Origin of the sequence: Aneurinibacillus uraniidurans (assembly GCF_028471905.1) — a bacterium.
Taxonomy (GTDB): Bacteria; Bacillota; Bacilli; order Aneurinibacillales; family Aneurinibacillaceae; genus Aneurinibacillus; species Aneurinibacillus uraniidurans.
The window spans coordinates 2,973,776-2,987,182 of record NZ_CP116902.1 but is presented as its reverse complement, the minus strand read 5'-3'; the positions used below and the strand labels follow the sequence as shown (position 1 = coordinate 2,987,182).

At 46.7% G+C, this 13,407-nt stretch carries 15 protein-coding genes; 12 read left to right on the top strand and 3 right to left on the bottom strand.

Features of this window, described 5'->3' with window-relative positions; genetic code table 11:
- Window positions 1-8 precede the first annotated feature (8 nt).
- On the top strand, window positions 9-857 hold the full coding sequence (locus PO771_RS14965; protein WP_272560478.1) for a flagellin N-terminal helical domain-containing protein: 849 nt from the start codon (window positions 9-11) through the stop codon (window positions 855-857).
- A gap of 36 nt (window positions 858-893) precedes the next feature.
- Here the strand turns inward: PO771_RS14965 and PO771_RS14960 are convergent, their stop codons facing one another.
- Window positions 894-2,483, bottom strand: coding sequence for a M2 family metallopeptidase (locus PO771_RS14960; protein ID WP_272560477.1), 1,590 nt, complete (start codon window positions 2,481-2,483; stop codon window positions 894-896).
- A gap of 343 nt (window positions 2,484-2,826) precedes the next feature.
- Between PO771_RS14960 and PO771_RS14955 the strand changes: the two genes are divergently transcribed.
- Both PO771_RS14955 and PO771_RS14950 read left to right on the top strand, forming a co-directional pair.
- Window positions 2,827-3,510, top strand: a complete 684-nt coding sequence (locus PO771_RS14955) for a TerC family protein (protein ID WP_272560476.1) — start codon at window positions 2,827-2,829, stop codon at window positions 3,508-3,510.
- 167 nt (window positions 3,511-3,677) lie between these two features.
- Window positions 3,678-4,487: an ABC-2 family transporter permease gene (locus tag PO771_RS14950; protein WP_272560475.1), complete on the top strand. Its 810-nt coding sequence runs from the start codon at window positions 3,678-3,680 to the stop codon at window positions 4,485-4,487.
- Between the two features lie 40 nt (window positions 4,488-4,527).
- On the opposite strand, the gene PO771_RS14945 is transcribed toward PO771_RS14950, so the two are convergent.
- The gene (locus PO771_RS14945; RefSeq protein ID WP_272560474.1) at window positions 4,528-5,037 is read right to left on the bottom strand and encodes a hypothetical protein; all 510 of its coding nucleotides are present in this window, start codon (window positions 5,035-5,037) and stop codon (window positions 4,528-4,530) included.
- 79 nt (window positions 5,038-5,116) lie between these two features.
- Window positions 5,117-5,806: a class I SAM-dependent methyltransferase gene (locus tag PO771_RS14940; protein ID WP_272560473.1), complete on the bottom strand. Its 690-nt coding sequence runs from the start codon at window positions 5,804-5,806 to the stop codon at window positions 5,117-5,119.
- A gap of 134 nt (window positions 5,807-5,940) precedes the next feature.
- Between PO771_RS14940 and PO771_RS14935 the strand changes: the two genes are divergently transcribed.
- The 9 genes from PO771_RS14935 (at window position 5,941) to PO771_RS14895 (ending at window position 13,401) form a co-directional block, all read left to right on the top strand.
- The gene (locus PO771_RS14935; protein WP_272560472.1) at window positions 5,941-6,750 is read left to right on the top strand and encodes an inositol monophosphatase family protein; all 810 of its coding nucleotides are present in this window, start codon (window positions 5,941-5,943) and stop codon (window positions 6,748-6,750) included.
- Window positions 6,751-6,895: 145 nt separating this feature from the next.
- Entirely contained in the window at window positions 6,896-7,372 is a 477-nt protein-coding gene (gene queD, locus PO771_RS14930) for a 6-carboxytetrahydropterin synthase QueD (RefSeq protein WP_272560471.1), read from the top strand.
- Window positions 7,365-8,090 carry a 7-carboxy-7-deazaguanine synthase QueE gene (locus PO771_RS14925; RefSeq protein ID WP_272560470.1) on the top strand — a complete coding sequence of 242 codons (726 nt, stop codon included), beginning with the start codon at window positions 7,365-7,367 and terminating at the stop codon, window positions 8,088-8,090. The genes queD and PO771_RS14925 overlap by 8 nt, the downstream gene beginning before the upstream one ends.
- A gap of 11 nt (window positions 8,091-8,101) precedes the next feature.
- Window positions 8,102-8,797: a 7-cyano-7-deazaguanine synthase QueC gene (gene queC, locus PO771_RS14920; protein WP_272560469.1), complete on the top strand. Its 696-nt coding sequence runs from the start codon at window positions 8,102-8,104 to the stop codon at window positions 8,795-8,797.
- A 31-nt stretch (window positions 8,798-8,828) separates the two neighbouring features.
- Window positions 8,829-9,257, top strand: coding sequence for a preQ(1) synthase (gene queF, locus PO771_RS14915; RefSeq protein WP_096467077.1), 429 nt, complete (start codon window positions 8,829-8,831; stop codon window positions 9,255-9,257).
- Entirely contained in the window at window positions 9,247-9,474 is a 228-nt protein-coding gene (locus PO771_RS14910; protein ID WP_272560468.1) for a YqgQ family protein, read from the top strand. Before queF ends, PO771_RS14910 begins: the two co-directional genes overlap by 11 nt.
- Before the next feature lie 166 nt (window positions 9,475-9,640).
- The gene (locus tag PO771_RS14905; RefSeq protein ID WP_272560467.1) at window positions 9,641-12,163 is read left to right on the top strand and encodes a PBP1A family penicillin-binding protein; all 2,523 of its coding nucleotides are present in this window, start codon (window positions 9,641-9,643) and stop codon (window positions 12,161-12,163) included.
- Between the two features lie 78 nt (window positions 12,164-12,241).
- Window positions 12,242-12,583, top strand: coding sequence for a hypothetical protein (locus tag PO771_RS14900; RefSeq protein ID WP_272560466.1), 342 nt, complete (start codon window positions 12,242-12,244; stop codon window positions 12,581-12,583).
- Between the two features lie 86 nt (window positions 12,584-12,669).
- Entirely contained in the window at window positions 12,670-13,401 is a 732-nt protein-coding gene (locus PO771_RS14895) for a pseudouridine synthase (protein ID WP_272560465.1), read from the top strand.
- Window positions 13,402-13,407 lie beyond the last annotated feature (6 nt).

Sequence of the window (13,407 nt, the reverse complement as noted above, 5' to 3'; positions counted from 1 at the left end):
TGGGAGAAATGCAAGTATCGTGGTTCAATCTTGGTTCTATGGCATATAGACACTACTCGTATCATGTTAATCAGATGGGTGTCCATATGGAACGATTAGCAACAGGACAGCGAATCAATCGAGCAGCGGATGATCCAGCAGGGTTATCCATCTCCGAAAAAATGCGTGCGCAAATTCGCGGGCTGCACATGGCTTCACGTAATGCCCAAGATACAATTTCCATGTTACAAACAGCAGAAGGAGCGCTGAACGAAGCACAATCTATTATTCAGAGGATGAGAGAATTAGCAGTGCAAGCAGCTAATGATACAAATTCTTCTTCTGATCGCACCGCGATTACGGAAGAAGTAAAGCAGCTAGAAGATGAATTAAATCGAATCAGTAAGAGCAGTGCATTTAATGAACAGCAGTTGCTAGATGGTACATTCAATAATAAACATTTCCAAATCGGTCCTAATAGTGGTGACTCCATCACGATAAGTATCGGTTCAGCTAGTACCACTGCGCTTGGAATTGCGGGCATTCATACAAAATTCAGCGATCATACGAATGCATCAAGTGCAATCGACGCTCTGGATAAAGCGTTGCAAACCGTTTCTCGGCAAAGATCGTCAATCGGTGCGTATACGAATCGCTTGGAGCATACGATTAACAACCTAGATAATATGGCAGAAAATTTAACAGCAGCCGAATCGCGCATTCGGGATGCCGATATGGCAAAAGAAATGATGGAGTATACAAAACATAGTATTTTGGCTCAGATGGCACAGATCATGATGGTGCACTCCAGGAGAAATGCGGAATTAGTGCTTAAGCTTTTAGAAGATTCATTATATGCAAATAAGCCATCCAGATAGGATGGCTTATTTGCATACATAGTACGGAAAGTTTTTCTATTCGATAAACTGTTGCACAAAATAGTCAGGATTCAATCCTTCACCCAGCGCATTTTTTAGAAGTTCGTTCCACGTTACACTGGCTCCTGGATGGAAAATACGTCGGATCAAAAAGGCACCGGTGCCACGCTCTCCGATATACGAAGGATGCCCAAGCTCATCGAGAATGCTGTAGTGCAGCTGGGAGGCCATCAATTCACCCAGAATATAATTCTGGTAGTATACCGGTGCTGTGCCGATATGAATTTTGGCAGCCCAGTCCGGCGCATTACGGCCTTCTGGCTTGCGGATTAGCTGGAACCGTTCGACAAGTGACCACCAGAGCGCATTCAGATCTTGATCAGGATTATGGTACATCTCATGTTCGAAATGGACCATAACAAGGCCCCAGCGGATAAAGATCAGCATGCCCATGTTAAGCTGTTCGTCAATGAGCGGCTGAAGACGCTCGGCTTCTGCTGCTGAAATATCTGTGTAGCGGATAAGCCAGTCGGTGTTTTTCGTCAGGCGGCCCATAAACATAGCGATTGCTTCTGTCGTCAGCGTGTGAGCCGGCGTCCGAAGAAGATACGGCATCGTTCGATCAATGTACTTATCATATACACCATGGCCGATTTCATGTAGCATCGTGCTCATCCACCATTCGTTGTCGCGAATGTTAGCGAGCACACGTATATCCCCTGCGTGGTCGATGTCAATACAATAAGCGTGCTGATTTTTATTCTCTCGCTCATATAAGTCACTGCGTGTAAGAATATCTGCCGCATTAAGCCCGATATCCTGGAAAAATTGACAAGCAAGTGCTTCAATATTTTTTTCCTTAAAATACGGATCAAGATCAAGGTTCTCAAGTATTGGGGCTTCCTGAAAGAACGGGTCAGCGTAGTGCCATGGCATTAACTCACTTTCTGTAATGCCAAATTTGCGAGTTAGCTGTTCATCAAGCTTGGCTTTCATACGGCGAAAAGGCTCATCGGTCAACTGTTCGAGACGCTTGAGAATCGCGAATAGCTCATGTCCGTTCAATTCTTGCAGGGCAAGCGACATCGCATAGTAATTTTTGTATCCGGCTTCTGCGGCAATTCGGTTGCGCATGCGAGCTAGCTCAACGACTCGGTCCGCCACCTGACTGCCGATTTGTTTGCTTGCTTCCCATGCCTGACGACGGCGCTCGCTGTTCGTCTCTTTTTGTAAAATTTCGAGAATTTCATTGTCCGGTACGGCCTGTCCATCGATCTGCGCACGGAAGCGGGTAAACTCGCTTTCGATTTCGGTTTCTGCCTCTACAATAGCAGCAAGTAACGCTTTATCTTGTTGATTCGGTGTGTATTCGTGCTCCAGTAGAGTAAGCTGACGGAGTACGACTCCGTTGCGCTGGCACTTCGGGTCAGCGAGCAGAACCTTGAGTGTCGCATAATCTTCTTTGTTGGAGAATAGTTCAATTCGTTCCTGCTGCAGTTTCATGTATTCTTGTTCATATTGTTCTTCTCCAGTCGTGGTTGTCTTCCAATAAGCTTCTGCTGCTGCTTTGGAGAGCGTCTCGACTCGCTCCTGGCATGTACCGAGGAATTGTGCTACTGTAACCATCGAATCTCACCCTTTCCATTACAAAAAAATGGGGTTCTATCTTCTTTATCGTATGCTAAAGAAAGAGCTTATTCAATCTTTTTCCCACCTGAGATTTGATTGACAAGAAGAAATATGCGGTGTAGAGTAACAGTAACAGCATATTTCCAAAGGGGAGTAGCTTTGAGAACGATAGTGTCGTCATTACGGGAACCTAGGGAACCCCGGCTCTATCGACAGCGTGTTCCATGTTGTAAGCAAGACCTTTGCCGTTTAGTTTTATTCGGCATTGGTCTTTTTTTGTTGGATAAACAGGCAAGATGGAACATGCTGTACAGTATGCACAAAAAAGGGGGGATGGTTGATGGAGTTTTTATCGGCAGAAATGTTTTCGACGTTATTGTCCATTATTGTTATCGACCTTGTACTTGCAGGTGATAATGCACTTGTAATCGGTCTTGCCTCACGCAATCTGCCGAAGCAACAGCAGAAGAAGGCGATTATCTGGGGAACAGTCGGCGCGATTATCATCCGGGCGCTTGCTACGGTTTTCGTAGTATGGCTTCTCAAAATTCCAGGACTGCATGCAATCGGTGGTGTTATTCTCATATGGATCGCTTACAAGCTTCTCATTGGTGAGAATGAAGAGGAGAACATTGAAAGTAGTTCATCCCTATGGGGTGCTATTCGCACAATTATCGTGGCAGATGTGATGATGGGTCTGGATAACGTGCTGGCGATCGCAGGAGCGGCCAAAGGGCATACCGGACTGGTTATCGTTGGTCTTCTGATCAGTGTTCCGCTTGTTGTCTGGGGGAGCCAGATGATTGTGAAGTTGCTTGATCGCTTTCCGATGCTTATTTATGTCGGAAGTGGTGTGCTAGCTTTTACAGCGGCTAGAATGATTCTGGAGGAAGCATTCATTAAAAATCAGCTTGATGATAATCCGATTATATATTGGAGCATAGTAGCGATCATGGTAGCGGGTGTTTTAGTTGCAGGTAAATTGAAAAAAGACAAACAGTCTACGACAGCAGCTTCCATGTAGAATAAGCTGGGAAAGCAAGTAAGAAACAGGTGAAGGGTACATCTTCGCCTGTTTTTTGTATATATGCTCTGAATATGAGGCAAATGACATTGTAATTCGTGCTTTTTGTCCTTTACAAACGTAGGTCAAATATATTAAGAGTAGAAGAGAGAAAGAAGGTGTGCAGAGTGGAGCCATTATCTCGAATGGATACATATCGAAAACGACATGATATAGGGAGAGCAGGCCGCCCTGTATTTTGGTCGATATTAGGCTTGTTATATGTCGCAAGCTTTGGTATTCTTTTTTATTTTGTAAAAGTGCCGACAAGTTATGCGATGCGGATTGGGCTGGAAGTAGGGCTATTTTTTCTAAGTGTTATTTTGCTTGATATGTATATGCAGGCATTTGCGGTTTTGTCGATACGTCCGAACAATCAGGCCGAGCGATTTTTCAGGCCGAATCCGTTTATTATTGCGTGCTGGGTATTATCGGTACTTTATCATCTGGGAATGGGTTTGCTTAGTTCACGAATGTTGCCGGATGTCGTATATTATGGGGGACTTATTTTTACACTGGGGCTTCTACTTGTGACGATTTTGCATTATTTTGCTCGGTTTGCTTTTGGCAAAGGGGAGCGTAAAGTGCAGGAAGAGGAAGAATACGCAAGGGAACAGCGACAGGTATTAGAGATGATTCGGGATACCCAATCGGATTATTACTGGATTCGTGACGTGATGGATCATCACGAGGATGTACGGCAGATGATGGTCTGGAATGGATTTGCTCGGATGCTTGAGGAGCAGATGTATGATCTGCAGCCGTATTTTCAGCGGACTGTGCTCACGAATCGTGACATAGACAGGGTTATGGGTATTCGGGTCTGGTTTGAAAGTATGCGTCGTATTGTCGAGGAGCATCCGAATTATCAGCAGGTGCAGACCCGGACAGATGGCAGCGAACTGCCGCTCAGACAGAAGCGGAAAAAAAGACAATAGTTACATCAAAAAGCAGACGGATGCTTTCCGTCTGCTTTTTTTAGTCGATGCTAGAGGATTCAAGCTGTCCGGACTTATTCATTCGTACCTGAAGGGTGATGGGATACAGCTTATCTGGAACTGAGGTAAAAATCGTACCGTGAATGGTATACAGCGTTTTGCCGCCGTCAAGCTGGTTTACAGACTCAATGCTAAGGCTCGATAAAGCCGGGAGACCGGTTGGAGTCGCCGGTGGTTTTTGACTTGCCAGACTGCGTAAAAGTTTCTGCCTGTCTGCATCGTTGGCCTCGATAAGCGGCTTCATATCGCTTGCCAATGCATTGACAGCAAATGATGCTAGGGCACGTTCTGATGAAGTTCTAGTCTTGTCTGCTGCGGCTTTCTTCCACTTGATAATGGATTGCTGGCGGATCGCAGTTTGTTTGCTTATCCACTGTTTGGATTCCTGGCTCTGGACAGTGGATGTATCGGGATCAACGGAGCAGCCGACTGCTCCGCATAGTATCATCAGGCCGAATAGAACGGCTGTGATCGTTTTTCCTATTCTCATTGCGCATAATTCCTCCCCAATGCCGTCTTCTCTATTCAATTAAACGGTTGGGGCGCTCATTTGTTGCGTTTTACAGATCCTATTCGGTGAGTGTGCTGGGCTGGATGTAAAACATCCATAAAAAACTCAGGGATTGGCACAGCTCCAGTGATAACGCATGAGTCATATCTGGCGTAACACCGCGCTTGTACACCCCTTCCTGGTGAATGATCGTGTAGCCACTTTCTTCAAGCAGGCGGCTACATTCCCACGGCATCATCGTATTAATGACAACATCATCCCCATACAGGCGGCGGTAGCCGTGCTCACGCGGGGCGGCAGTTGGTCCGAGAATGCCAAGTGCGATGATCCCATTCGGTTTCAGAAATGACTTCCATGCAAGCAGCATGTCACGCGGTGAATCGGTCCATTCAATTACATTAATCGCCATCATTGCTTGAAATGAATGCTTCTCGAATGGAAGTTCACGTGCATCTGCACAGACGAACGACAGATTTTGCGTGGTACGTTCCGCTGCTTTTTGAATCATCTCATCCGAAATATCCAGCCCAACGACTTCGTATCCGAGTGCAGCCAGTTTTGAACTTCCGTAGCCATCTCCGCATCCAATATCAAGAATAGGGCCAGCGTCCGGTGTGATCCATTCTGTAAGCTTTGGAATAATGGTTTGCCGGCTTCCTGTATCCCACATTTCTTTACTATTGGCCTGCCAGTTATTAGACATTTTACTCCAGTGTGCCGCACATGCGGTGTGCCAGTTGAACGACATAAACAGCATCCTCTCCATTTTCTTCTATCTTATCAGAACATTCGGTCAGTATGATAGAAAAAAACTTTATGTCCAGAGTGAAAATGGGGTAAAGTTAAGGGGACAGGATCATTAGAAGTGCGAGGCGAGAAGACGTGCAAACAAGCAACCAAACACAAGAATGGGGAGCGTTCGCAAAGCAGTGTGCGAAGGACGCGGGGGAACTGATTGAACGCATGCTGGTGGGGCCCCTTGAAGTGATGTATAAATCATCCGCATCCGACCTCGTAACAAGCGTGGATCGGGCGGTCGAACAACTCATAACGGATGCTATTCTCAAAACGTATCCAGATCACGGGATTCTTGGAGAAGAAGGTATTGTCACGTGTAATCCCACCGAATTTGATACCGTATGGATTATTGATCCGATTGATGGAACAACGAACTTTGTACACCAACAGTTGAACTATTGTGTATCGATTGCCGTATGTCATCATGGAGTTTGCGAGGTTGGTGTCGTCTATGATCCGACACGCAATGAGCTATTCTATGCAGAACGTGGGGCGGGGGCCTTTCTTAACGAGGTGAAATTGGCACCACCGCGTACGATTAGCATGCATGAGATGATACTCTCCACAAGTCTTCTCTGGAACCGGCGTGCTATGAAGAGTGGACTATCCGAGAGAGTACAGCGACTCGCTCAACGGTCGCGCGGCACCCGTGTATACGGTGTGGCTGCACTAGAGCTGGCGTACGTGGCAGCGGGAAGACTAGATGCCTATCTCAGCCTTGGTCTGAATCCATGGGATTATGCAGCCGGGCGCTTACTTATCGAAGAAGCGGGATCAATTATTACACAGATTGACGGAACAGACATCCCGTTTGCGGACCGGAGCAGTATTCTGGCAGTAAATCCGTATTTGTATAAATCTGTACTTGAATTTTTGGAAACTCGCCCTGTATAATAAGGGCACGTTGTTATGTGGGTCAACCAACGTTAAAAATACCACCGGAGCAAGCTTATACAGTATTCATGTATAATCCCCTGGTGCAGGGGATTTTTTGTTTTCCGGATGGTGTGATCATTGTGAGAAAGAGAGGGGACCACTTATGTCCGGTTATGAGATTCCACAAAAAGTTCAGCGTCTGTATGAAGATATTCAACCCTCAGATCTTCGATATCATACCCGTCGCGTGGCACTGACGAAAGAGTTCACATTTGATTCCGCCCATCATCTTCACCTGTATGAAGGTAAATGCAAGAGTATGCACGGACATACGTATAAGCTTGTGATGACGCTAAGCGGATATGTAAATGAGATTGGCATTTGTGTTGACTTTTCCGATATGAAGCGCATATATGAAGAAACAATTAAGCAGCGCCTGGATCATCGGTATTTAAATGATGTCATGCCGCTGATGAATACAACGGCGGAAAATATGATTGTCTGGATCTGGGAACAGCTGGATCGCCGCCTTACAGAAGAAGGGCTTACGGAGAAAGGCACGCGCCTTGAAGAATTGGTGCTATATGAGACACCGACCAGCTATGCTACACTCAAACGGGAGTGGATGCAGGATGAATGATGGTGCGATACGTTACCCGGATACATGGGAGCTGCCATTTGTAGAAGTGTTCGAGACCGTAGAAGGTGAAGGACTAATGGCGGGTTATCCGACGACATTTGTCCGAGTGTTTCACTGTAACTTGCGCTGTACGTGGTGCGACACACCGTACAGCTATGCTCCAGCACAACCAGAATTTGTGGCCAGCATTCAAGAGATTGTAGCGCGTGTGCGGGAATATGGACATGGTGTCATCTGTCTGACAGGCGGAGAGCCGCTGATGCACGGTGAGAAATCGCAGGCGCTCTTGTACCATCTCGCTCGGCAGCCGTATATTCGTGACGTGCATGTAGAGACGAATGGCGCGATTGATCTAGAGCCATTTGTTCGCCTGCGTCAAGAGATGGGGGAGGCAGGTACGTCGATTCGCTTCATTATGGATTATAAGCTACCTGCTAGTGGTGAGACAGTACGCATGCATCTCCCAAACATGGCACTGCTTACTGAACGCGATGAATTAAAGTTCGTAGTAGCAAGTGAAGAGGACTTCAGGCATGCGCTGACTGTGCTTGCCGATTATCCGACTGCAGCCGTTGTATCATTCAGCCCGGTATGGGAGTCAATGCCGCCAGCACGCCTGGTGGAGCTGCTTCTTGCGCACCGCCCGAATGAAGGCCGGGCGCGGTTGAATCTACAGCTCCACAAAATCATCTGGGACCCGCAGCAGCGTGGTGTATAGGAGGGGAAACAATGGATGCCAAAAAAGCAGTCGTCGTGTTAAGCGGCGGTCTCGATAGCACAACATGTATGGGAATTGCTCGGGATGCAGGATATGTCATTCATGCGCTTACGTTTGACTACGGTCAGCGGCACAATCGCGAGGTTGAGCAGGCTAAAAAAATTGCGCGCCATTTTGAAGCAGCCGATCACCGAATTGTAAAGATGGATTTCTTAAGCCAGATCGGTGGAAGTGCGCTAACGGATCATTCGATTGACGTGCCAACTGAAGTAGGAACACATGAGGAGTCGGGAGAGATTCCCTCGACATATGTTCCGGCTCGGAACTTGATTTTTCTGTCACTTGCGACAGCGTATGCAGAAGTCGTCGGGGCAGAAGTCATTTATATCGGGGTAAGTGCGGTTGATTATAGCGGGTATCCGGACTGCCGTCCGGAATTTATCGCTTCTATGAGCGAGACAATCCGATTGGCGACGAAAGCAGGCGTAGAGGGAACGGACTTACGCATTGAAGCACCGCTTTCACACTTGTCCAAGAAAGAAACCGTTCAGCTTGGCTTACGCCTCGGTGTCCCATATGAACTAAGCACGTCCTGTTACCAGGGAGAAGAGGAAGCATGCGGGGTATGCGACAGTTGTCGCTTACGTTTGCAAGGATTTGCAGAAGCTGGAGCTGTAGACCCGATCGTCTACAGTAACAGAGGTTAGAATGTAATACAGACAAAAAGGAGATGCGAGTATGAGTACAGTAGAACATAATCATGAAAAATATAACAAAATTCGCTTTGATACACAGGATGAGACAGCGATTCTCGTCGATATTCTTGAGACGATTCCATATGAATATGCAGGTAAAAAGACAGAAATTGTAATTCCGACAAATGAATTTACGTCTGTTTGCCCGTGGTCAGGTCTGCCAGATTTTGCAGATATTCAGATTGCCTTCGTACCGAATGAGAAGCTAGTAGAGATGAAGTCACTCAAATTTTATCTGACATCGTACCGTAATGTCGGCATTTATCAGGAACATGCGACGAATCGGATTCTAAATGACCTGGTGGCACTGTGTGATCCATTGTATATGAAGATCACGGCGCTATGGAATGCGCGTGGTGGACTTGGCACAGAAGTTGTTGTAGAATACCGGAAAGAAGGATATGAAGGGTAGCGTACCGGTAATGGATACTATTACTACCATTCTGGATGTAAAGGCGCTGTTGCGTCGTTTCGGGATTGTCATTTATATGGGCAGCCCGCTTGCCGATTATGAGATATGGGAAGATGAGTTGCGTGAGCTATACATGGAGAAGTTGATCACGGTGGAAGAGTTCCGCCAGGCGATGGCTGTTATCCAGCGGGCGAAAATTCCCTACCTCGGAACGTAATGAGGAAGAGCCTGTATATTAGGCTCTTTTTTCTTTTTGTAAAAGAGAGTAGAATCATGTAGGTAAAGCAAAAGTTACACTTTTGGTGCAACCTTTTGTCTTTTCAGGTAGTACTAGAGTATGTACAGACATCCTTCTGCACATTTTTAGGGGGTAATATAGCAAAATGGATAAAAATAAAGCAACACAACCGGCGAGACGGAAAAAGCGGAGAGCAAGACGCAAACCATGGCTAATTGTTTTCCTGATGACGGGCTTGTTTCTGACGTTGAGCATTGCAGGATGCTCCGCTATGTATATAGCGGGCAACCAGATGATTGACGAGAAGAAGCTTGATTTAATGGAGACGTCCACCGTATATGCCGCAGATGGCAAGACGGTGATTGCCAAGCTAACACCATCGGAAAATCGGGAGAAAGTCTCGTTTGACAAAATTCCGAAGCATGTCGTAGATGCTTTTGTTGCAACAGAAGACAGTCGGTTTTATGAACATAACGGAATTGACCCGATTGGGATCGCACGGGCGATTTTTAAAGACATTGTGACGGGAAGCAAGGCGGAAGGTGCAAGTACGATTACGCAGCAGCTTGCCCGTAACGTATTTTTGTCTAAAGACAAAACGTTCATGCGCAAAACGAAAGAAATGATGATTGCGATGAACCTTGAGCGAAAACATTCAAAAGATGAGATTTTGGAAATGTATTTAAATGTCATCTATGCAGGGAAAGGTGTATTTGGGGTGCAGACCGCATCCAAATATTACTTTGGAAAAGATGTTAGCCAGCTGACGTTGGATGAAGGAGCTTTGCTAGCCGCTTTGCCGAAAGCACCGAACTCGTATTCACCGATTGATCATCCAGAGGCTGCGCTGAAGCGTCGTAATCTGGTGCTTGGTCTCATGCAGAAGAATGGATACATTACCGAGCAGCAAATGAAAGAAGCCCAGCAGAAGCCATTGGGCGTTATCAAAACAGAAAAGAAAAAAACAGACGTAGCGTATCAGGCGTATCTGGATTACCTTGTCGAAGAAGCGGAGAACGATCTTGGTATTAGCGGAGAAGAACTGTACCAGGGCGGATACAAAATCATTACGTATATGGATAAAGATGCCCAGAAGGCAATGTTTGATGAGTACCAAAAAGAGGAAAACTTCCCGCGTGATGCTTCGGACGGCAAAAAGGTGCAGTCTGCAATGGTGATTATGGAAACGAAAACCGGCGGTATTACAGCGATGGTCGGTGGACGGGACTATGCACCAAAAGGTACGAATCGTGCGAAACTTCGTTTCCAACCAGGTTCGACTCTCAAGCCACTTATTGACTATACGCCAGCGCTTGAAAAAGGATGGACACCTAATTCAACCGTACGTGATGATCGTGTAACGTACAAAAAATATGGTGGCTGGACGCCGCGTAACTTCCCGGGAGAAGGATACGCAGGTGGTATTACGATGGAGCGTGCGCTTGTGGATTCTCGTAATGCTGCTGCCGTATGGACGTTGAATGAAGTAGGTCTGGACAACGGTGTGAGCTACTTGAAGAAATTTGGCATCAAACCGGAGCCAACCGAAGAGAACAACTTGTCTTTAGCGCTTGGTGGTATGGAAAAAGGAACAAGTCCGATCCAGATGGCACAGGCATATGCGACATTTGCTAATAATGGGAATCGTCCGACTGGTCATGTGATCAAGGAGATCAGATCGAAAGACGATGCGATTATCATGAAAGAGAATGTCGAAACAACACCAGTCGTTAAGCCGAAGAGCGCGTACTACATGACGGAGATGCTGCAGAGTGTAGTCAACAGTGGTACAGGACGTGCCGCAGCATTCGGATATCCGCTTGCGGGTAAAACCGGGACCCAGCAGTATGATGGAGTAAGTGGAGCCAACCGATTTGCCTGGTTTGTTGGCTACACGCCAGACTATGTAGGTGCGGTATATATGGGATTTGATACAACGGACAAAAACCATTATCTAAAAACAACCGGGGGCGGATACCCGGCGAAGCTGTTCAGTCGGGTCATGGAGAAAGCGATGAAAGACAAGGAGCGCAAAGACTTTGAGCGACCAGAAGGGCTTGCACAGGACCCTGCGCCGCAGGTTACGGCTCCGACAGCATCTGACCTAGCTGCTGTTGTAAAAGAGGAAAATGGAAATAAATTCGTAAAGATCACCTGGAGTGGTGGCGGGAATAATATCAAGTATCGCTTGTATCAGTTCCTGGGCTCTCCATCTGAGAAGCAGCTGATTGCCGATACCTCATCAACAAGTTTTACAGCACCTTTTGATCCAAATCAGTTATACACCTATGTGGTTGTGCCATATAATGCGGATACAGGGGAAGAAGGCGGCATGTCGAATATGGCTAATACGGCGATACCGGATACTCCGGTTCCAAAGGACACTCAGGATCAAAAACAGCCGACCGATTCCAATAGCCAACAGCAAAATCCAACTGATTCGAATCAGCAGAATTCGAATCAGCAGCAGCCTCCGACTGCTCCGAATCCGGATGGAACACAGCCTGATCAGCAGAATCAAGGTACTACGGGAACGGGCGATGCGAATCAGCAGCAGGGAACAACCCAGGCGAATCCGGAACAGCAGCCGGACAAAGGAAGAAAGAACAAAACAGACGGACAGGGGAATGGCCGCAATCAACAAGCTCCTACAGGAGTAAATCCGTAGGCGAACCACAAGAGTTCTCTGCAACCGTCTAATGTTCTGGTATAATAAAAGATAGGGAGAATTTAAGGAGGGATTGTTATGATCGCAAGTCGAGATATGTCCAGTTTTTTTGCAACACAGATCGCAAATGCCAAAAAGCATTTCGAGCGTGCGCTTGACTGTAAACATACAGAGTTTGATGACCTGTATCCGTACATGAATGAGCATCCGCAGTTTTTCTGGTACAAACGCTATGTGGCATGGCAGGAACTCCTGACGGTTGTGCGACTGGCTGGCGAGCTGGAAGTAGAGTGGAAGCAATGGTTTACAGCGGCGCAAGTCCAGTATATAGAGTGCAAAGTGCTTGAAGCACGTGTGCTTGATCACTGGTATCAGGATGATAAGCAAAAGCTTGAGGAAGAAGTCGGCGCTGACGAGTAAAGGGCCGCACAGATGAACAGGAGAAGGAGGGGAGCTTGTGTCTCCCTTCTTTTTTCATATACACAGTAGAGAAGCGAGGATGACGAATGAGGCTTGATAAGCTGCTTGCGAACATGGGATATGGTTCGCGTAAGGAAATTAAAAAAATATGTCGAACTGGAATGGTTACCGTAGATGGCAAACCGGTAAAAGATAGCAGCATGCATGTCGATCCGGAGGTGCAGGTGGTAGAGATAGAAGGAGAGCGTGTGATCTACCGCGAATTTGTCTATCTGATGATGAATAAGCCAGACGGTGTGATCTCGGCTACGGAAGATATGCTGGAAGAAACGGTTGTTGATTTGCTGGACGAGTATTACTACAACTTCGAAGTATTTCCGGTCGGTCGTCTGGATAAAGATACGGAAGGGCTGCTTGTGCTGACAAACGATGGGAAGCTTGCCCATGAATTGTTGTCTCCGAAAAAACACGTACCAAAGCGATATTATGCACAAGTTCGTGGTGTAGTAACAGAAAAGGACGGAGAGGCATTCAAGCGAGGGGTCGTACTCGATGACGGCTATCATACGATGCCAGCCCAGTTAACCATTTTGGAATCAGGAGACGTATCGGAGATTGAGCTTGTCATCTATGAAGGCAAATATCATCAAGTGAAGCGTATGTTTGAAGCGGTGGGCAAGAAGGTTGTGTACTTAAAGCGTCTGGCGATGGGAGAGCTCGAGCTTGATCCGGAGCTTGAACCTGGTGAGTATCGGGAATTGACAGAGGAGGAGCTTCTTCTGCTTCGTCCATCGGCTGCTGTAAAAGATGTAGAATAATACGGA